General features: G+C 51.6%; 20 protein-coding genes. 11 read left to right on the forward strand and 9 right to left on the reverse strand.

Annotated elements, in window-relative coordinates:
- Together GJJ30_RS31300 and GJJ30_RS31305 are read left to right on the forward strand one after the other, a co-directional pair.
- Entirely contained in the window at positions 1–2121 is a 2121-nt protein-coding gene (locus GJJ30_RS31300; RefSeq protein WP_154179183.1) for a tetratricopeptide repeat-containing sensor histidine kinase, read from the forward strand.
- Positions 2122–2127: 6 nt separating this feature from the next.
- Positions 2128–3051 (forward strand): sugar phosphate isomerase/epimerase family protein, encoded by a 924-nt coding sequence (locus GJJ30_RS31305; RefSeq protein ID WP_154179184.1) that lies wholly within the window; start codon positions 2128–2130, stop codon positions 3049–3051.
- 5 nt (positions 3052–3056) lie between these two features.
- On the opposite strand, the gene GJJ30_RS31310 is transcribed toward GJJ30_RS31305, so the two are convergent.
- A complete protein-coding gene (locus GJJ30_RS31310) occupies positions 3057–3422 on the reverse strand; it encodes a hypothetical protein (RefSeq protein ID WP_205880638.1) in 366 nt (121 codons plus the stop codon).
- Between the two features lie 59 nt (positions 3423–3481).
- Positions 3482–4153: a DUF4369 domain-containing protein gene (locus tag GJJ30_RS31315; protein ID WP_154179186.1), complete on the reverse strand. Its 672-nt coding sequence runs from the start codon at positions 4151–4153 to the stop codon at positions 3482–3484.
- Positions 4154–4349: 196 nt separating this feature from the next.
- Between GJJ30_RS31315 and GJJ30_RS31320 the strand changes: the two genes are divergently transcribed.
- On the forward strand, positions 4350–5708 hold the full coding sequence (locus tag GJJ30_RS31320) for a DUF418 domain-containing protein (RefSeq protein ID WP_154179187.1): 1359 nt from the start codon (positions 4350–4352) through the stop codon (positions 5706–5708).
- Positions 5709–5808: 100 nt separating this feature from the next.
- On the opposite strand, the gene GJJ30_RS31325 is transcribed toward GJJ30_RS31320, so the two are convergent.
- The 3 genes from GJJ30_RS31325 to GJJ30_RS31335 are packed head-to-tail and all read right to left on the reverse strand — an operon-like array spanning position 5809 to position 8418.
- The gene (locus GJJ30_RS31325; protein WP_154179188.1) at positions 5809–6114 is read right to left on the reverse strand and encodes a GNAT family N-acetyltransferase; all 306 of its coding nucleotides are present in this window, start codon (positions 6112–6114) and stop codon (positions 5809–5811) included.
- 27 nt (positions 6115–6141) lie between these two features.
- Positions 6142–6933 (reverse strand): class D beta-lactamase, encoded by a 792-nt coding sequence (gene blaOXA / locus GJJ30_RS31330; protein WP_154179189.1) that lies wholly within the window; start codon positions 6931–6933, stop codon positions 6142–6144.
- Between the two features lie 15 nt (positions 6934–6948).
- The gene (locus GJJ30_RS31335) at positions 6949–8418 is read right to left on the reverse strand and encodes a hypothetical protein (RefSeq protein WP_154179190.1); all 1470 of its coding nucleotides are present in this window, start codon (positions 8416–8418) and stop codon (positions 6949–6951) included.
- Positions 8419–8560: 142 nt separating this feature from the next.
- Between GJJ30_RS31335 and GJJ30_RS31340 the strand changes: the two genes are divergently transcribed.
- From GJJ30_RS31340 to GJJ30_RS31360, 5 genes are all read left to right on the forward strand, one after another.
- Entirely contained in the window at positions 8561–9394 is an 834-nt protein-coding gene (locus tag GJJ30_RS31340) for a class I SAM-dependent methyltransferase (RefSeq protein ID WP_154179192.1), read from the forward strand.
- A 117-nt stretch (positions 9395–9511) separates the two neighbouring features.
- A complete protein-coding gene (locus GJJ30_RS31345) occupies positions 9512–9706 on the forward strand; it encodes a hypothetical protein (protein ID WP_154179194.1) in 195 nt (64 codons plus the stop codon).
- Positions 9706–12600, forward strand: coding sequence for a carbamoyl-phosphate synthase large subunit (gene carB, locus GJJ30_RS31350; RefSeq protein ID WP_154179196.1), 2895 nt, complete (start codon positions 9706–9708; stop codon positions 12598–12600). Before GJJ30_RS31345 ends, carB begins: the two co-directional genes overlap by 1 nt.
- Positions 12601–12703: 103 nt before the next feature.
- Positions 12704–12919 (forward strand): hypothetical protein, encoded by a 216-nt coding sequence (locus GJJ30_RS31355; RefSeq protein WP_154179198.1) that lies wholly within the window; start codon positions 12704–12706, stop codon positions 12917–12919.
- Positions 12920–13004: 85 nt separating this feature from the next.
- Positions 13005–13439, forward strand: coding sequence for a putative toxin-antitoxin system toxin component, PIN family (locus tag GJJ30_RS31360; RefSeq protein WP_154179200.1), 435 nt, complete (start codon positions 13005–13007; stop codon positions 13437–13439).
- A 22-nt stretch (positions 13440–13461) separates the two neighbouring features.
- On the opposite strand, the gene GJJ30_RS31365 is transcribed toward GJJ30_RS31360, so the two are convergent.
- Positions 13462–13902 carry a hypothetical protein gene (locus GJJ30_RS31365; RefSeq protein WP_154179202.1) on the reverse strand — a complete coding sequence of 147 codons (441 nt, stop codon included), beginning with the start codon at positions 13900–13902 and terminating at the stop codon, positions 13462–13464.
- A 279-nt stretch (positions 13903–14181) separates the two neighbouring features.
- Between GJJ30_RS31365 and GJJ30_RS31370 the strand changes: the two genes are divergently transcribed.
- Positions 14182–14418 carry a DUF4834 domain-containing protein gene (locus GJJ30_RS31370; protein ID WP_154179217.1) on the forward strand — a complete coding sequence of 79 codons (237 nt, stop codon included), beginning with the start codon at positions 14182–14184 and terminating at the stop codon, positions 14416–14418.
- Between the two features lie 3 nt (positions 14419–14421).
- On the opposite strand, the gene GJJ30_RS31375 is transcribed toward GJJ30_RS31370, so the two are convergent.
- Together GJJ30_RS31375 and purN are read right to left on the reverse strand one after the other, a co-directional pair.
- Entirely contained in the window at positions 14422–14853 is a 432-nt protein-coding gene (locus GJJ30_RS31375) for a YbjQ family protein (RefSeq protein WP_154179204.1), read from the reverse strand.
- Positions 14846–15454: a phosphoribosylglycinamide formyltransferase gene (purN, locus tag GJJ30_RS31380; protein ID WP_154179207.1), complete on the reverse strand. Its 609-nt coding sequence runs from the start codon at positions 15452–15454 to the stop codon at positions 14846–14848. Before purN ends, GJJ30_RS31375 begins: the two co-directional genes overlap by 8 nt.
- 74 nt (positions 15455–15528) lie before the next feature.
- Between purN and GJJ30_RS31385 the strand changes: the two genes are divergently transcribed.
- Together GJJ30_RS31385 and GJJ30_RS31390 are read left to right on the forward strand one after the other, a co-directional pair.
- A complete protein-coding gene (locus GJJ30_RS31385) occupies positions 15529–16155 on the forward strand; it encodes an ABC transporter ATP-binding protein (RefSeq protein WP_154179209.1) in 627 nt (208 codons plus the stop codon).
- Between the two features lie 96 nt (positions 16156–16251).
- The gene (locus tag GJJ30_RS31390) at positions 16252–17478 is read left to right on the forward strand and encodes an ABC transporter permease (RefSeq protein ID WP_154179211.1); all 1227 of its coding nucleotides are present in this window, start codon (positions 16252–16254) and stop codon (positions 17476–17478) included.
- A gap of 123 nt (positions 17479–17601) precedes the next feature.
- On the opposite strand, the gene GJJ30_RS31395 is transcribed toward GJJ30_RS31390, so the two are convergent.
- Positions 17602–18534: a sugar phosphate isomerase/epimerase family protein gene (locus GJJ30_RS31395; protein WP_154179213.1), complete on the reverse strand. Its 933-nt coding sequence runs from the start codon at positions 18532–18534 to the stop codon at positions 17602–17604.
- Positions 18535–18662 lie beyond the last annotated feature (128 nt).

An 18662-nucleotide genomic window follows, 5' to 3' on the forward strand; every position in this document is an offset into this window, starting at 1 on the left:
ATGAAATCGTTGCAAAAATTACTACTGCTGATCGTTTTGCTGGGCGTAAATCGCCCGCTCCGGGCTCAGAGTTACTATACGCCCCCTTTTGATTTCGACCGGAGTATGGACAAGGCGTATGTCGATAGCCTGTTGCGGACCACGCGCATTCGACTGGCTGGTCTGGACCGGATGCGGCCAACGGCGACCGTCGACACCGCCCGCATGGAGTACCTGCATTTCATGGCGTACGTCCATTACAGTGGCATGTCACACCGCGACAGCTCGCTTTTGGTGGCCAACCAGTTGATCCAACTGGCGGAACGCAAAAAAAACATCAAATACCAGATCAAAGGCCTTCTGCTCACCGAACGGTATTACCGGGATTTCAAGGTTAATTATCCCCAGGCCATCAAACTGAATTACCGCCTTTTAGCGCTGATCGAAACAACGCCGACGACCTACGCCATGTATTTCTGGCGTATTTACCGAAACCTCGGCCACATCAGCAGTGCGATCGGCGAGTACAGCGACGCCGTGACGTATCTGCAGAAAAGCATCAGTTGGTTCAACAAAGACAAAAAAATCGACCCCATTCACCTGGCCGATCTGCACCGGTTTCTGGCCAATGCCTACATCGGTCAAAAGCAGTTAAACGAGGCCGAAGCACATTACCTGCTTTCCTGGGATTTTGTGAACCACCTGAGCAAGGTGTCGATTTCCAACAAAGCGTATCTGACCAACGACATTGGTCAATTATATAACCTCCAGGAGAAGTTTACGCAGGCCGTTCCCTTTCTCAAGCAATCCATTGCGTACTGGGGGCAGCTCAACGCGCCCTTTCCCCAGGCCGACGCGCTGGCCGATCTGGCGGTTTCTTACCTCGGTTTGAAACAGTATGAGGCCGCTATTGCCAGCGCCCGGGAAGCGTTGGCTAAAAACCAGAAGGTTCCGGCGCCCATGCTCACGGCTTATTCGGTTTTGATCAGCGCCTACGAACATCGGCAGGACTGGAAAAACGCCTTTGAGTACCAGCGGCTTTTCAACGCCAAAAAAGGGGAAGAACAGCAGGCCATCAACCAGACCGAGAGCCTGCGAAGCAAGGCAAAATTTGAACGGGAGCAGCTTGAGATCGCGCACCGTCAGGAGCGGCTTTTGCAGAACCAGCGCTACCAGATGCTGGCTAAACAGGCCGAAATCGACCGGCTTAACAACACCTTCCGAACCAACGAATTACAACGGCTGGCGCAAACCCGGGATCTGAAATACAGACTCGAAAGCCAGCAGCTCAGAACCGTCGCTACCCAGAAACAGGCCGCGCAGCAAGCCACTATCAAGCAATTAAAAATCAATCAGTTGCATGCGGGATTGGCGGCTCAGAAACAACTTCGCAATCTGCTGCTGATCGGGATCGGAATCATCAGTTCGCTGGGCTTGCTATTGCTGTATTATAACCTCCGCATCCGGCAAACCAACCTGGCTTTGCGGGCCAAAAACCGGGAGATTGAAATGGCCCTGATCAAAGGACAAACCATTGAACGTAAGCGCGTTGCTACCGAACTCCACGACCGGGTGAGTAGTTTGCTCGGCGCCACTAAAATGACATTCCAGACGATGGATGCCGAAATTCTGTCGCCCCGCAACAAGAAATTATACGAAAACAGCCTGAACCTCCTCAACGATGCTGTAACGCAGGTTCGGCAACTGTCGCACAATCTCATTCCCGAACAGTTGCTCCAGCAGGACTTGCTGGTTTCGCTCAAGACGCTGGTCAAAAAGCTGAATCTGACTGAGCAAACGGTTTTTTCGCTGAGCAGTGAGCCCAGCGGCAAACTTCCGCTGACGCAGGAAGCCAAGTTCAATCTGTACGTTATCTGCCTGGAACTCTGCACCAATGTGCTTCGTCACGCCCAGGCAAGCCAGGCCCACATTAAGTTGATCTGGCACGATAACTGGCTGGCCCTACAGGTCATCGATAATGGCGTTGGAATGAAAACCGGGCGGGAAAGTGGAATGGGGCTGGATAACATTCGGAAAAGGGCCGAAACGATTGGTGCCCGGTTCCGGCTCGAATCGGACCCGTACGATGGAACCAAAGCCAGCATTTTGCTGCCGCTTTCTTCCGATAAAGCCTTTAACTGATCCACCATGACTCTGCTCTCCCGTCGCCATTTTCTGCAATCTTCTGCACTCCTGGCAGGTAGCCTGATGACTCCGGCCTGGAAGGCGAATCAAAAACCGCTGCGGCTAGGCGGCCCCATTTTCTTAAAAAGCGACGATCCGGAGGAACTGGCCCGCGAGCACCGGCGTCTGAATTACAGCTCGGCCTACGTTCCGGCGGTCAAAAACGCGGAAACCGAAAAAATTGCGGCCATCCGGAAGGCGTTCGCGGCTCAGAATGTCATCATTGCCGAGGTGGGTGCCTGGGTTAATATGCTGGATCAGGATGCCGAAAAGCGGCAGAAAAATCTGGCGTATGTTACCGAACGTTTAGCCCTGGCCGACGAAATCGGGGCACTGGCCTGCGTCAACATTGCCGGTTCCTACAACCCCAAACAGTGGGATGGTCCGGATGCTCGCAACTTTTCGAAGGACTATTTCGACGCGACGGTGGAAAACTGCCGGAAAGTGATCGACGCCGTTAAACCGAAAAAAGCCCGATTTGCGTTGGAAATGATGGGCTGGAGCCTGCCCGACGGTCCGGATTCGTACCTAAAATTCATCAAAGCCATTGACCGCCCGGCTTTCGGGGCGCACATCGACATCGCCAACATCATCAATACGCCCGAGCGGTTTTACAAAAACACGGAACTCATCAACGAAACGTTCCGCAAACTGGGCCGCTGGATTGTGGCGGTTCATGCCAAAGATGTTCACGGCAAAGACGTCCATTTTGCCGAAACCATGCCGGGGCGCGGGGCGCTTGATTACCAGGCGTATATCCGAAATGTCACGGCTTTACCGCAGGAAACACCCTTTATGCTCGAACACCTGCGCACGCCCGAAGAGTACGATGAAGCCCGGTTATTTGTGATCAAAAAAGCCGCCGAAGCCGGTATTCCGCTGGCTTGAGACGATCAATGGACTTCGTAGTTGATGGTAACGACGTGCCGGGCGGTAGGGCCTGCTTTGCTGATTGAGATTTTTTCAACCTGCGTTCCTTTTTTAGCCAGTACCCGTTTGACGTAACGCACATCATCCGACGGTTTCCCGTTTAAAATGTAAGTGACCGTTCCGGACGGATAATCAAACAAATTGATCGAATCCGTTTCGACGACCCGCGCCTTGCCGTCCCAATTCACATAGTCATACGTATCCCGGTCTTTCTGCCGGATTTGGTCGTAGGTCGGAAACGAATTTCCCACTTTTTGTGACTGGCCGGAAACCGGGTGGTTCAGAAAAAACAACGCCATCATGCCTACCAACAGGAAACCGGTTTTCATTGCCATTCGGATTATAGTTCAACATCACTGCCATCGTAAGACGGTCTCCAAAAACCGCCTTACTTCAATTGCGCCGACAGCCGCTTGGCCAGCGTGTGGTTTTTAAACGACGGGCTCAGCTTGTCGTACATCGCACGGGCCTCGGTTTTCGGAAACTGCGTCCAGTACCAGTTCAGCAGATAAAGGCTCAGCTGCGAGTCGGGATTGGCGTTGATTTGCTCGGCCACTTTCTGGTTTTGCTCCAGCTTCAACCGCTTTTCTTCCCGCGCAACCCGGTTGGCAATGGCCGTATCCTTAGCCGAACGCTGGCGGTCGTTGTACAGATCCATCAGCACGTCGCGGTAGGGCCGGTCGACTTCGTTCTGAAATTTCAGCCAGCTATCGGTCAGCGGAGAGCCTTTCACTTCGGCTTCCCGAAAAGCGTCGCGCGTTCCCTCGAGCGTCAGGTCACCGTCCCAGATGAACTGCACCTGTCCTGGCAAACCGGCGGCTACCACATTATAAAAATCGATTTCGGGAATAGTCCGGCTAAAGGCGAATTTCCCGTCGACTGCCCGGGTCGAATCCACGATCAGCGGTTTGCTGTTGGCGTTATCGGTTTTCTTGAGGTAAACCATCACCGTACCCAGGCCGGTGACATTGCCCTGCAATTTGACGTTTTTCTGCGCCAGAACGGATGGTACAATTCCAAAACTGAGCAGGATAAGAAGATTAAAAAAACGGTTTTTCATAGGTTCGATGGTGAGGCTTTTACGAGTTGCCGAATAATAAAACGTTTTGATACACAGAATGTAACCCGGTATATTACGGATAATTAACAACAAAAATAGCCGTTGTGTCTACGTTTATTTTCCTGATCCGGCGGTAAACTTATTCTCTGGCCTTCGTAAATCAAAACAATTCGTTTAACCTACGCTATTCTGCTGCATGGACGTCTCCGCTCCCTCCACCGTACTGATTGATTCCGGGCTGGCCCGCGAGGGCACCGCCCGGCCCGTTGCCAAAGCCGACCGCATTCAAACCATCGACATCGTTCGGGGGTTTGCGCTGCTCGGTATTCTGATGATGAACATTCCGTATTTTGGCCTGTCCTACACGGCCATTCCCCGGTTTTTCACCGCCCCGGCCAACTCGCCGGATTTCCGCACCCTGGCCGTGGTGTCGGTGGTTTTTGAGGGCACCATGCGCGCCTTGTTTTCCATGCTGTTCGGGGCGGGAATGCTGCTCTTCATGGCCAAAAAAGACAACCTGGCCGACGGCTACGGCATGCCCGATTACTATTATCGTCGGCTTTTCTGGCTCATTCTGTTCGGGGTTTTTAATGCATATATTCTGCTCTGGCCCGGCGACATTCTCTACACCTACGGCGTTTGCGGTCTGTTTCTCTTTCCATTTCGGAAAATGCCCCCCCGAAATTACCTGCTCATCGCTTTTTTCTGCGTGGCGGTTTCGGGCGCAAAGGGTTTTTTTGGCGCGATGGAGACCAAAGAAAAGCGGGAGGGTTACAAACAGGCGATCCAGTTGGAAAAACAAAAAAAACCGCTGACCGACGAGCAGAAAAAAGCCAAAGAAGCCTGGCTAACCTTCGAGAAAAATTTCAAATACGATAAAAAGAAAGAGGAGGAAGTGAATAAAACCATGCTGGGAAGCTACGGCACGGTTTTTACGTACCTCATTCCGCTCAATACCAAATTGGAATCGACCAAGTTTTACCTGAGCTATATCTGGGATGCCTGGTCGCTGATGTTTCTGGGAATGGCGCTGTTCAAATGGGGCTTTTTTTCCAATAAGCTGTCCACCCGAACGTATTTCCTGACGCTGCTGGCCGGTTACGGTTTTGGTCTGACGTTCGGCTGGTTCGGCTTCCGGGACCACGTCGCCTGGTATACCGACCCCGGCAAAGCGTTCGACAGCGACTCGTTTCCGTTTCAGGCTTTTTACCACGTTCGCCGGGCGGCTTCCGCCATTGGTCACGCCAGTTTACTGCTGCTGATTTACCGTTCGGGCGTTGTGTCCTGGCTGATGAAAGCCCTGGCGAACGTCGGGCAGATGGCCTTTACGAACTACCTGATGCAGAGCATTATCTGCACGCTGTTCTTTTACGGATACGGTTTTAGCTACTTCGGTAAACTGTCGTATTACGAACTCTATTTTGTCGTAGCCGCGGTCTGGGTTTTTCAACTCATTTTCTCGGCCATCTGGCTGCAATTTTTCCGCTTTGGCCCGTTCGAATGGCTCTGGCGGTCCCTCACCTACTGGAAGCGGCAACCGATGAAGTTGAATTAAAAGAATTTCAAATGTAAAATGATGAATGTCGAATGTAAAAGTGATTCAAAACCGTGCACTTTTACATTCATCATTCATCATTTATAATTCATCATTCCTTTTATAACACTTCTTCTTCCTTATTCCAGATATCCTCGTAGTCTTTCGGGTGGCGTTTGAATTGGACGTTGACGTACGGGCAGAGTGGAATCACCTTCAAATGGTGTTCACGGGCGTAAGCTGCCATCGTGTCGAGCAGTTGTTTGGCGTAGCCTTTCCCTTCCATGTCCGGGTCAACCTCCGTGTGATAAACCGCCAGATTGCCGTCGGAAACGCTGATCGCCATTTCGCCGATTTTAACGCCCGATTCGTAGAGATTGAAAGCTCCGTGCCCTTTTTGATTCAGTTCTAATTTGATTTCTGACATGATCGTTTTCGTTAATTGAACCATAGTTCAAATTCCCATCGTCTTCAAAATCGCTTCCGTGATTTGCCGACGGGCGGGGACAAATGTATCGGGAACCGGTTTGGAGCTTTCTACATTCGTGGCAAAATAATAGACTTTATCGCCCTTTTCAACATAACCCACAAACCAGCCGATGTCGGGATTGCCACTGGCGGCCCAGCCGGTTTTTCCGTACAGTTTGGCCCCCTGCCGTTCTTCGATGAACATGATCTTTTTCAGGATTTCCAGGTTCTTTTTGGCAAACGGCACATTGCCTTCGTGAATCCGGCGCAGAAAATCGACCTGCTCTTCCTGCGTAATCGTCGATTTTCCCTCCAGCCAGAATGTATCCAGGTTATTGGCATTGATGTCCAGCTTTCCGTAATTGGCCTTCCCGACCCATTCCCGCATTCGTTTCAGGCCAATTTTCCGGGCCAGTTCCTGGTAACAGGGCACGCACGATACTTTAAAAGCGGTTTCGAGCGTATTGTCGCGGTTCCAGGCGTCGACGTCGCGCTTGACGCTATCCCACTTCATGACGGAGTTTTCGTCCTTCAAAATACCGGTTTCCAGGCCAATCAGCGTGTTCAGGATTTTGTACGTGGAAGCGGGCAAAAACCGTTGGCGGGTTCGTTCAAAATTATAAGCCGTGTAATGATCGCGCTGCGGGTCGTACAGCAAAAAAGATCCTTTGAGTTTTTTCTCGGCAAAAAACCGCTCAAAATCCGGCCGCTCCGTAACGGAAGCGGGGCGATAACTCAGCAGAAAAACCGCTGCCAGCGCCATCAGTATTTTCCTCATACAGCTTTGATACTCTTACGGTTTTGACGAAATGTATTGAATCTTGGCGAACTTTCCGGCTCCGCCCTTCTCGCCCAGCGCCGGTTCAAATCCCAGTTGCAGAATGGCGCCGGTCCAGCCTGGCACTTTTGTCATGTCGACTTCGTAAGTCCGGTATTGGCCATCGCCGATAATCGGGAAATCAACCAGGTGCGCCGGTACAAATTCGGGATCGTTCGGGGCTATCCACCGGAGCCGGGCCTGCGTCGCATCGGTTTTGATGGCGGCCCGGATGTAAACCTTCGGCATATCGGCAGCCTGCCACATTTCGTTCGGCCCGGCCATCAGAAAGCTACCGTTGTCGAGCGGAATATCCAGCTCATTTTTGATCGGCCAGCCCCGGTCGAAGCCCTGGTAATACCACCACGACTGCCGGTCGGCCACGAAGCGGTAATCCGGAGCGGTTTTCGGACGCGGTTGCGCGTAAACATACTTCCGAATGTCGTCGATCGACCCAACGATCAAGGCGTAGCTGTATTCGTACTGGATATTCGAGTCAATGATTTCATAGGCGGAAGGGGTAATGTAGCCTGTCGTAAAATCGTATTCGCCCCCCACCGGCGACGTTCCGAAACTACCGCCGATAAAATACTGGTGATTCGGTTTGTAAACCGCCACGCCCCAGTTGGCGTCGTTGACCATCGCCAGCCAGTTTTCGGGTGAGAGCATGGCTTTGCCCCCAAAAATTTCATTGACCGTCTGGCTACCGGTTTTGGTGAGGGCGTCGTTGGTAAACGGTTTGGTACCCGTGTAGGAGACAATATTGCGAAACGGCGCATTCAGAAAAACAGCGGGCAATTCCTGCGGTCGGGCCGAATATTGCTTGGTATCCGACCGGTTATTGTTCAGCTTATGGCGAACTTTAACGGTATTTTTATCGAGCGAAATCCAGGTTTCAATCGTGCATTCGGCCGGTTCGTTATCGTTCGGCCAGATCATCGGCAGCGTTTTGATGTAAATCTGCTGGCCGTCGTTCCGCGTTTCGAGCACTTTGGAGCGGTTGCCGAAAACGTCGCCCGACATGATCGGGTTCCAGCCCAGATCTTTCCAGAGCGGATGAGGCTGTTTGCCATTTGGCGCAAAAGGCGTGGGTCCCGAATAAAACGACGCCTGAATCTGCCGTCCCGAATCCCAGTTATTCACCAGATTCTGCCCGTTGGCCGAGGCTGCGAGGTACGTAATGGCCCCTCCCATGTTCAGATCGACGCTCAACCGGATCGATCCGTTGTCGATATACGACGGTTTGGGCGGAGGCAGGGGCAAGCCGGTGATGGGTGAACTGCCCGGCCCGCTGGCGCCCGGATTGGAAGAACCGGGCGTTCCGGGCGTCGAGGTCGAACCGCCCTGGTTGGAGGGAGTCCGCCAGACGCGCTCTTCGTATTTATAACAGCCTGTAAACGTCAGACCTACCACCCAAATCAGAATCCATGCACGCAGACGTATCATTCCATTCATAAGTACAAGAGCTTTGCTGTTTTTCCGGTCAATAAAATCTGTTTCTCTCAAAACGTCAAATTGGGGATAAGTTTACAAAATAATGGCTTTAATGTTTAACTTGCCTGCTATTTAAACCAAAAGCAATTCCATAATGGGCCTGAAAAGCTTGATTCCCAACTCGATAAAGACTGCGTTAAAAAATGTAATTCCCATTTCGGTGATTGACCAGTTGGAGTTAATTACCGGCGAGCGGGATGCGCTCACTCCACCCTCCCGGATGATTTTTATCGGTGATGGCGATTTTAAGAAAGTGGGTAAACTCACGATCGATCGCATGGGGAAAATCGGCGATCTGCGGCCCACCGACCGCGTTCTGGATGTCGGCAGCGGTATTGGACGGCTGGCGGTTCCGCTCACCGAGTACCTGACGGCCCCCGGTGGTTACGACGGTATCGAGATTGTGAAAGAGGGCGTCGACTGGTGTAACAAGGAAATCCGGAAGCGGTTTCCGAACTTCAATTTTCACCACCTGAACGTCTACAATAAAATGTATAACCCGAAGGGAACGATGCAGGGCCACGAGCTGAAGTTCCCGTTCGAGTCCTCGACCTTCGATTATGTTATTCTGAACTCGGTCTTTACCCACATGCTTGAAGCGGATTTTGAGCGGTATCTGGGTGAAATTTCGCGAACGCTGAAGAAAGGCGCTCGGGGTTACATCACAATGTTTCTGCTCAATGACGAATCCCGCCGGTTGAACGCCGAAGGCAAGAACAAATACGAACGACACCTGACGCCGTTTACCGACAAAACGATGGTCTATCTCCAGGATTTGCCGGAAAGTATGATTGCCTTCGACGAAACGTACGCCCGGGAAGCGTTTGCCAAAGCCGGACTCACCATTCGTGATATTAAATTCGGCAACTGGTGCGGCCGCACGAATACCGTCGATTACCAGGATTTGCTCTTTGTAACCAAAAAATAGCATTTTTGTCGTTGCGCAGCGGAATTCCGGGCGCAACGACAAAAACATTTAAACTTTTTCTTCCTAATTCGTTGCCATCCACTAATTTTGTGGGATTTTTGACCATACCAAAACAGATTGGCTTCGAAAGCCGCCAAACGGTTCGCCCTGTGTCTGCGTTCCGGTCGTTGTGCCAACCTGTTTTCGCTTCGGGCCAATTCGTTTCAGGAGGTCAGGAATAGTGATCGTGCGTTGATTCGTCAACTCACCTTGTTCATCGGTTCGTCGCTTGCGACGGTTCGTCAGATTCATTATTCATTAGTCTCACTGTAATGCCCAAAGACTCTTCAATTCGTTCCATTCTCATTATTGGCTCCGGCCCGATCGTTATTGGCCAGGCGTGTGAATTCGACTACGCTGGTTCGCAGGCCGCCCGCTCGCTGCGCGAAGAAGGCATCGTGGTATCGTTGATCAACTCGAACCCGGCCACGATCATGACCGACCCCATCAACGCCGACTACGTTTACCTGAAACCGCTTGAGAAAAAATCCATCGTGGAGATTCTCAAAGCCCATCAGGAAGCAGGTCATCCGATCGATGCGGTTTTACCCACCATGGGCGGTCAAACGGCGTTGAATCTAGCCATCGAATGCGACGCGGCTGGTATCTGGAAAAAATACGGCGTTCGCATCATCGGCGTTGACATCAAAGCCATCGAAACCACCGAAGACCGTGAGAAATTCCGGCTGAAAATGCTCGAACTGGGCGTCGGGGTTTGCAAGGGACGCACGGCCCGCTCGTTTCTGGAAGGGAAAGAAATTGCGCAGGAAATCGGTTTTCCGCTGGTAATCCGGCCTTCGTTCACACTCGGCGGAACGGGGGGCGGTTTTGTGGATAGACCGGAAGATTTTGATAAAGCGCTGAACAACGGTTTGCACGCTTCGCCGGTTCATGAGGTGCTGGTGGAACAGAGTGTCATGGGCTGGAAAGAATATGAGCTGGAACTGCTGCGCGACGGGGCCGGCAATTTCATCATCATCTGTTCCATCGAAAACTTCGACCCGATGGGTATCCACACGGGCGACAGCATCACCGTGGCCCCGGCCATGACGCTGCCGGATACGCTGTATCAGCAGATGCGCGATCTGGCGATTAAAATGATGGACGGCATCGGGAAATTTGCCGGGGGATGTAACGTTCAGTTCTCCGTCAATCCCGCCGACGATTCCATTATTGCCATTGAAATTAACCCGCGCGTGAGCCGCTCTTCGGCCCTGGCGTCGAAAGCGACCGGCTACCCGATTGCGAAGATTGCCGCCAAAATGGCGATCGGCTATAACCTGGACGAACTGACGAATCCGATTACCGGGTCAACTTCGGCCTTCTTCGAACCCGCTATCGACTACGTGATCGTGAAAGTGCCCCGCTGGAATTTCGACAAATTTCCGGGTTCCGACCGGTCGCTGGGTCTGCAAATGAAATCGGTGGGCGAAGCGATGGGCATTGGCCGCAATTTTCAGGAAGCCCTGCAGAAAGCCTGTCAATCTCTGGAAATCCGGCGCAACGGTCTGGGCGCTGACGGCAAGGAACTGACCGACCAGGAAGCCATCAAATACAGCCTGGCGCACCCGAGCTGGAACCGGATGTTCCATATTTACGACGCGTTCAAGGCCGGTATTTCGTTTAAAACCATCCAGAATCTGACCAAAATCGACAAGTGGTTTTTGTATCAGATCGAAGAACTGGTTGAACTGGAGCGCGAAATCATGCAGTTCGACCTGGAAGATATTTCGCCCGCTCTGATTCTGAAAGCCAAGCAGAAAGGCTACGCCGACCGCCAGCTGGCGCATTTGCTGGGGGTGAAAGAAAGCAAAATCTACGATTTCCGGCAGGAACATAACATTCGGCGCGTCTTCAAGTGCGTGGATACCTGCGCGGCAGAGTTTGAAGCCCGGACGCCCTACTATTATTCGACGTTCAACAGTCCGCAATTGCCGAGCGCGGGGGGTGAATTTCCCGATACCGGGGCGTTGCCGGTTGGCGAGCTGGCCGGTAACGAGTCGATCACCAGCGAACGCAAAAAAGTGGTCATTCTCGGTTCAGGACCCAACCGCATCGGACAGGGAATCGAATTCGACTATTCGTGCGTGCACGGCGTATTGGCCGCCAAAGAGGCTGGCTACGAGACGATTATGATCAACTGTAATCCCGAAACCGTCTCGACCGATCCGGACATTGCCGACAAACTTTACTTCGAACCGGTTTTCTGGGAGCACGTTCACGCGATCATCATGCACGAAAAACCGGTGGGTGTCATCGTGCAGCTGGGCGGACAGACGGCCCTGAAAATGGCCGAAAAACTGACGCGCTACGGGATTAAAATCATTGGTACGGATTACGAATCGCTTGATCTGGCCGAAGACCGGGGCCGGTTCTCGGCGCTGCTGCGCGATTATAACATTCCGTATCCGAAATTCGGGACGGTGCGCGGTTCCGACGAAGCCGTCGAGCTGTCGCGCGAACTCGGTTTTCCGCTGCTGGTGCGGCCCAGCTACGTGTTGGGCGGCCAGAGCATGAAGATCGTTCTGAACGAACAGGAACTGGAGCAGCACGTCGTCAAGATTCTGCACGACATTCCCGACAACAACATCCTGCTCGATCACTTCCTCGAAAACGCCATTGAAGCCGAAGCCGACGCCATTTGCGACGGCGAAGACGTGTATATCATCGGGGTCATGGAGCACATCGAACCGGCCGGTATTCACTCCGGCGACTCCTACGCGCTGCTGCCGACCTTCGACCTGAGCGACAACGTCATTCAGCAGATCGAAGCCCACACGCGCACGATTGCGAAGGCGCTGAAAACCGTTGGCCTGATCAACATACAGTTTGCGGTGAAAGATGAGGTGGTATACATCATCGAAGCCAACCCCCGGGCGTCGCGGACGGTGCCGTTTATCTGCAAGGCTTACCAGGAACCGTACGTTAACTACGCCACGAAGGTGATGCTGGGTGCGAAAAAAGTGAAGGATTTCGACTTTAACCCGGTGAAAAAAGGGTACGCGATCAAAATACCGGTTTTCTCGTTCAGTAAATTCCCGAACGTGAACAAAGAACTGGGGCCGGAAATGAAATCGACCGGTGAAGGCATCTACTTCATCGACGATCTGGAAGACGATTTTTTCCGGAAAGTCTACTCCGAGCGGAATTTGTATCTGAGTCGGTAGTCGGATGCAAATCATAGGACGGTTGGGTGAGCCTTTTCGGGTTCGCCCAACTGTTTTTTTGTTTTTTACGTTATAGAGTCGGATATTTATTAAAAAGAGAAATATGACTGTTCTGACTTTATCCCTTGAAGAATCAGCTTTTAATGACTTGGAGAAAAAGTCAAAGCAACTCAATTTATCGTCAGAGAAACTGGTTCAGAAGATTATTGCGGACTATTTATTTCTGGAGAAAATGAATAAGATTCGCCGGGAAATGAAAGGATTTGCCGAAGAAGCAGGATTTCAATCGGAAGAGGATATTTTCAGGGAAATCTCCTGATTTATCACTGGCGAAATATTTTTGCCTATTTTTACACCTATTGGCTACCGGACGGTCGAGTTCCATATCTTGATTGATCTCTTCCATGGAAACGCGTCCCAGCATATCTGCTTCCACCGTCATTGTTTTCGACACAAACGTATTTATTTCCACTTTTGCTTTTCCAGGGTTCTCTGCTAATGTCCACGATTTCTGCGCGGTCAATTTTCAGTTATTTACCTCAGAATGGGTTCTTAATGAGTTAGACAGGAAATTAGGGCTTCCCAAATTCCGCTGTTCGATCGAACGTCGATCCGCCATTAACGAAACATTACGGATTCGCCACAAAGTAGTTGTTCCTGACAACGAGTTGCCTTCCATTTGTCGAGATGCTGATGATAACCATATCCTGCAGCTAGCGGAGTTTGTAAATGCGGATTTTATCATCACTGGCGATCGAAATCTGCTGGATTTAGTTCAATTTGATTCGACCGAAATTTTATCTCCGCGCGAGTTTTATGATCGGTATATTCAGCAGTAATTGATGTACTCCTCAAATACCTCTATTTTCTCACAAATGAGTGCCCAAAGCAATCATCGCAATTATCCGCCAGTTCCAGTTCTCTAGTTGAAACTTTTCTGATTATGCTGTTATTCCCATTCATTAGGTATAATGGGTAAAAATTGATTGTATCTTTCTTCTGACTTACGAAATTGCTGACAATAATGCCTGGTTCCTTGTCAGTACTGTAAATACTTTTTGCGTTGGTTAATTGATAGCTTCCGGAGTATAATAGATACTGATTGCTATATACTTCAAATACGCCATCCTCTTTGAACCGCAAAATACGTACATCGTTGTTACTGGGTTTTATGTGCAAAGTTGCAATTCCACCGATTGATGAAACCCAACGCCAGTCGCCCACAAGAGGATGTTGGGGTTCATTGGATTGACAGCCCCAGATGGTTAAGAGAAAGGTTAGCAGCGGTAGTATCTTTTTCATAGTGGTTAGGAGAATGGCAGATAGCTGCTATGATTCCTGATAAACCAACTCGTTGCAACGTCGATCAGGAAAATAAATCTACTAATTTGAACACTGACCGGGCCGATTCTCCCATTGCGATGGCGTTATAATCATGATCCGTGTGTTGATTTTCTATTAAAGAAACGAAACGTTTCGACTGGCGATAATTTTAAGGTTTTTATAATTACAGTAGAGCAACTGTTTATTTGGCTTTTGCGTTATATCTTTATCTATAATCCGAACAGCCAGTCGTTCCGCATGATTTTCAAATTCTTATTCGTTCTTCTGCTCCTCATTGCGTTCGTTCCGCCGGTGCGCCGGTTTTTCTTTTGGCTGCTCGTTGGCCGGCAAATCGCGAAAGAGCAGCGGAAAGCTAATGAGCGGTTTAACCAGAAAGGCCGCGAAGGCGAAACCCGTGTCCACTCCACCACGCCCGGCGCGACCGACTCGAAACTGAAAGGGGGCGAGTACGTCAACTACGAGGAAGTCAACTAAGGCTTACGGGCGCACTTCCCGCTCCTTCTGATACTTGACGGCCATGCCCCGCATCGAATACCCATTGACGGTTGCCGTCGTATAATACTGATACCGAACCGCAACCATCGCGTCCGCACCGATTTTTTTGGCCTGCATGGTCAGGCGCGCCAGCAGCAGTTCCTTCTGTTCAATGCTGTTCCCCCGTTTCACCATCCGTCCCTTTTGCGGTTGCTGCTGATCGACCAGCGGAAACTCTTCCTTGTATTCCAGCCACTCCAGTTCCGTGAACGGCCGGTCGGGCTGCTGATTTTCGTAAAACACATCGACCGGATAATGGGGCGACATTGAAATGGGAATCGCCGGCCGAAAACATCCCGCCAGGCTCGTCATCAGGATGATCAACCCCACAAAACCGTACTGCCCCCACTTCGCTGTTCGATATTCGCTAGTCATTAGTCGTTATTTCAGTATTCATTAACACTTTTTCCACAATTTCCGGATAATACCGGTGTTCCAACACCTGCACTTTTCGGGCCACCTCTTCCGGCGTATCCGACGGCTCGAGCGCGCAGGAAGCCTGAAAAATAATGTTGCCCTCGTCGTAGTGCTCGTTTACGTAGTGAATCGTGATGCCGGAAGTTGGCTCCTGGGCCGCTACCACAGCTTCGTGCACAAAATGACCGTACATGCCTTTTCCGCCGTATTTCGGCAGCAAGGCCGGGTGAATGTTGATCATCTTCTGAGGAAACGCTTTCACGAGCGATTCCGGTATAAGCCACATAAAACCGGCCAGTACAATCAGATCAACTTCCTGTTTCTGAAGCAGTTGAATAATGCGCTCGCTCTCGTAAAAGGTTTTCCGATCAAACACCAAAACCGGCACGTGCAGCTTCTGATCGGTACCGAAGCCCCGGCGCGCGCGGTCGATAATCCCGGCCTTCGGGTTGTTGGAAAGAATCAGCGTGACCTCAATGTCGGGATGATCCGTTAAATAACCGGCAATTTTCTCCGCATTTGTTCCGGAGCCGGAGGCAAAAATGGCAATTCGCTTCATGGATTGATCAAAATGGAACGCAATAACGCTACAAACCTACGTATCTTTCGAAAAAATTTGATGATATTAGCCGTATGCTTCAATCGCATCAACTGACCTTCGCTTACTCCCCAACCAGGCGTTTCTCGTTTCCGGACATTCGCTGCAACGATCGCGAAGCGGTTTTGATTCTGGGGAAATCCGGTACGGGTAAAACAACGCTGCTGCATTTGCTGGCGCTGCTCCTGCGGCCCGAAAAAGGCTCGGTTACCATCGACCAAACCGATCTGACGCAACTACCAGCCTCAAAAACCGCCACGTTTCGGGCCGAACATGTGGGCATCATTTACCAGAAACCGCATTTTGTGAGCGCGCTGTCGGTGATGGACAACCTACTGCTGGCCAACTATTTAGCCAAAAACCCGCAGGATAAAAACCGCGCCCGCGAACTGGCTACGCACCTGGGATTTGCCGACCATCTGAACAAGAAAACCCACGAAATGAGCCAGGGCGAACAGCAGCGCGTGAGCATTGCACGGGCCGTCATGAACAAACCGGGCGTCATTCTGGCCGACGAACCCACGTCCAGTCTCGACGACGTCAACTGTGCCCGCGTGGTGGCTTTGCTGCGCGAACAGTCCGAGCAAATCGGAGCCAGCCTGATCGTCGTGACGCACGACCAGCGGTTGAAAGATGAATTTTCGAATCAGGTGAATTTATAAGTTTATCGTTTAAGGTATATGGTTTATAGTTGAAAGTCAGCTTACTACTCTTCATTTTCAATCATAAGCTTTAAACTAAAAACGGACTAACTGGATATGAATCTTTTTAAAATAAGCTGGGCCAATCTGAAAGACAAACCGCTTAGCAGCTTCCTGAGCGGTTTGCTGATGACGTTGGGCATCACAATTATCTCGCTGCTGCTGCTGTTGAACAAGCAACTGGACGAGCAGTTTTCCCGCAATGTCAAGGGCATCGATATGGTTCTGGGCGCGAAAGGCAGCCCGTTGCAACTGATTCTGTCGAGCATTTACCAGATCGACTCTCCGACGGGCAATATTCCGCTCGACGAAGCCGAGCGACTGACCCGCAACCCGATGATCAAAAGCGCCATTCCGTTGTCGATGGGCGATAGTTACAAGACCTTCCGGATTGTCGGTACCAACAAAAAATACGTCGACCATTTTGAAGCGACCGTCGGGCAGGGTGCTTTGTTTCAGAACAACATGGAAGCGACCATCGGCGCCCGCGTCGCTGAAACAACCGGTTTAAAAATCGGCGATACGTTTTCCGGTTCGCACGGTCTGGACGGCAATGGCGAAGAACACGGTGCCACAAAATACAAAGTCGTCGGTATTTTTAACCCAAGCAGCAGCGTCATCGACCAACTGATTCTGACGCCGTTATCAAGTGTCTGGGCGATTCATGAACACCACGAAGAGCACGAAGGTGAGGAGCATGAGGAACACGCCGAAGAAGACCACGATCACGAAGCCGAATCGCCCCGCGAAATCACCAGCATGCTGATCAAGTTCCGGAACCCGCTGGGGATGATGGTCGCCCGGGGCATCAACAACAACTCCAAACTGCAGGCGGCTTTGCCGTCCATCGAAATCAACCGCCTGTTCGATTTGCTGGGCATCGGCGTCGATACGCTGCGCGGATTGGCCGTTGCCATCATGCTCATTGCGGGCATCAGCGTGTTTGTGTCGCTCTATAATTCACTGAAAGAACGCAAGTACGAAATGGCGCTGATGCTCTCGATGGGCGCCGGACGCACGCAACTGTTCGGGATGTTGCTGCTCGAAGGGCTGACGCTGTCGCTGATCGGTTTTCTATTGGGCCTGATCATGAGCCGCATCGGTTTATTGCTGTTTTCAATGCGGGCCGAACGGAATTTCCACTATAGCCTGAACAACCTGAGCATTTTACCCGAAGAATGGCTCGTTCTCGGCGTTGCGGTCTTAATCGGTATCGTAGCCGCTGCTTTACCCGCCCTCGGCGTTTACCGCATGAACATTTCCAAGACGCTGGCGGAGGAATAATTTAACGGTTTTCGGTATTAACGCTTACCCACGGACTGGTAGTCCGTGAGACCTGATTTTTCCAGATGATTTTTACAATATGAGTGTTGAAAATCGCACGGACTACCAGTTCGTGGGTACGTTTTAACTCCCAAAAACCTCCTTCACCTCCTTTAAATCCTGCCGGTGGGCTGTCAGGGCGTCCATCGTGTTGGGCGATTGCTTTTCGATGCACTGCTCCAGCACCAGATGCGGGCGGACTCCGATGGTTTTTAGCTCCTTCGCCAGACGCGGGTAATCGATGTCGCCGGGTCCGAAGGTTTCGCTCCAGATCCCGCCTTTCGACTGACGGAGGTGCAGTTCCGTGATCCGTTTGCCGTAAAGCTTCACAATGTCAAACAGCGCCACCTGCGAATTGCCGGAACCACGGTAAATCCAGTGGACATCCAGGCAAAGCGACACATTTTTGGGGTCGGTCGCCAGCATCATGTGGTGAAACTCGCGGGCGGAATTGCGCATTTCGACGTCGTGGGTGTGATACGACAGCGTCATGCCCCGCTTCCTGAGTTCAGCCCCCAGCCGGTCCAGATTGGCGGCCTGAATGGCCAGATCGGCATCGGTTTTATCCTCCCCACTTCCCCACTTGATCGGGCTTGGATTCGTCACCACAATGCGCAGCCCCAGCGGTCGGGCCGCATCGGCAATGGCCGTCACCGTTGCCAGCGTCTTGTCGGCTTCATCGGCTTTGTGCAGCGTGCTGTTGACGTACAGCGAGTGCATTTCCAGCTTGTGCTTTTTCAGCAAGGGCGCGAGTTTCTGGATCTCGTCCGCCGAATTCACCGACGGTTCGTACCCCACAATGCCCGACTTGGCAAAATCGGCCAGCGACGCATCCAGATCGGCCGCCCAGCTGCGCCCCTGCCGCTGGTAGAACGTGTGCCAGGTATATTGGTTGCAGGCAATCGGCGGCCGCTCGGCCAAACCGGTTTTTGTCTCCGCCAGAGCGGTTTTCGTAAGCGGCATCAGGGCGGCCAAACCCGCCAGCGATTGTAAAAAAGTACGGCGATCAGCAGTCATAAGGTTTAGGGAGTAAACCCTGTCAGCGCCGGGCCGTCGTACGGTCGTAGACCCTGACAGCGGTTTGATTTGGGTTTCCTGAAAAAATCAAATCTTATTGTGCCGCTGTAAGGGTATTCGACCGTACG

The organism is Larkinella terrae (assembly GCF_009668025.1).
GTDB classification, from domain to species: domain Bacteria; phylum Bacteroidota; class Bacteroidia; order Cytophagales; family Spirosomataceae; genus Larkinella; species Larkinella terrae.

Excerpts from the sequence above, each read along its gene's own strand:
- GJJ30_RS31305 (WP_154179184.1), top strand. The coding sequence starts at position 2,128 with ATGACTCTGCTCTCCCGTCGCCATTTTCTGCAATCTTCTGCACTCCTG.
- GJJ30_RS31300 (WP_154179183.1), top strand. The coding sequence starts at position 1 with ATGAAATCGTTGCAAAAATTACTACTGCTGATCGTTTTGCTGGGCGTA.
- GJJ30_RS31370 (WP_154179217.1), top strand. The coding sequence starts at position 14,182 with ATGATTTTCAAATTCTTATTCGTTCTTCTGCTCCTCATTGCGTTCGTT.
- GJJ30_RS31335 (WP_154179190.1), bottom strand. The coding sequence starts at position 8,418 with ATGATACGTCTGCGTGCATGGATTCTGATTTGGGTGGTAGGTCTGACG.
- GJJ30_RS31340 (WP_154179192.1), top strand. The coding sequence starts at position 8,561 with ATGGGCCTGAAAAGCTTGATTCCCAACTCGATAAAGACTGCGTTAAAA.
- GJJ30_RS31375 (WP_154179204.1), bottom strand. The coding sequence starts at position 14,853 with ATGACTAGCGAATATCGAACAGCGAAGTGGGGGCAGTACGGTTTTGTG.
- GJJ30_RS31360 (WP_154179200.1), top strand. The coding sequence starts at position 13,005 with ATGGAAACGCGTCCCAGCATATCTGCTTCCACCGTCATTGTTTTCGAC.
- carB (WP_154179196.1), top strand. The coding sequence starts at position 9,706 with ATGCCCAAAGACTCTTCAATTCGTTCCATTCTCATTATTGGCTCCGGC.
- GJJ30_RS31310 (WP_205880638.1), bottom strand. The coding sequence starts at position 3,422 with ATGAAAACCGGTTTCCTGTTGGTAGGCATGATGGCGTTGTTTTTTCTG.
- GJJ30_RS31325 (WP_154179188.1), bottom strand. The coding sequence starts at position 6,114 with ATGTCAGAAATCAAATTAGAACTGAATCAAAAAGGGCACGGAGCTTTC.
- GJJ30_RS31315 (WP_154179186.1), bottom strand. The coding sequence starts at position 4,153 with ATGAAAAACCGTTTTTTTAATCTTCTTATCCTGCTCAGTTTTGGAATT.
- GJJ30_RS31365 (WP_154179202.1), bottom strand. The coding sequence starts at position 13,902 with ATGAAAAAGATACTACCGCTGCTAACCTTTCTCTTAACCATCTGGGGC.
- blaOXA (WP_154179189.1), bottom strand. The coding sequence starts at position 6,933 with ATGAGGAAAATACTGATGGCGCTGGCAGCGGTTTTTCTGCTGAGTTAT.
- GJJ30_RS31320 (WP_154179187.1), top strand. The coding sequence starts at position 4,350 with ATGGACGTCTCCGCTCCCTCCACCGTACTGATTGATTCCGGGCTGGCC.
- GJJ30_RS31390 (WP_154179211.1), top strand. The coding sequence starts at position 16,252 with ATGAATCTTTTTAAAATAAGCTGGGCCAATCTGAAAGACAAACCGCTT.
- GJJ30_RS31395 (WP_154179213.1), bottom strand. The coding sequence starts at position 18,534 with ATGACTGCTGATCGCCGTACTTTTTTACAATCGCTGGCGGGTTTGGCC.
- purN (WP_154179207.1), bottom strand. The coding sequence starts at position 15,454 with ATGAAGCGAATTGCCATTTTTGCCTCCGGCTCCGGAACAAATGCGGAG.
- GJJ30_RS31385 (WP_154179209.1), top strand. The coding sequence starts at position 15,529 with ATGCTTCAATCGCATCAACTGACCTTCGCTTACTCCCCAACCAGGCGT.
- GJJ30_RS31355 (WP_154179198.1), top strand. The coding sequence starts at position 12,704 with ATGACTGTTCTGACTTTATCCCTTGAAGAATCAGCTTTTAATGACTTG.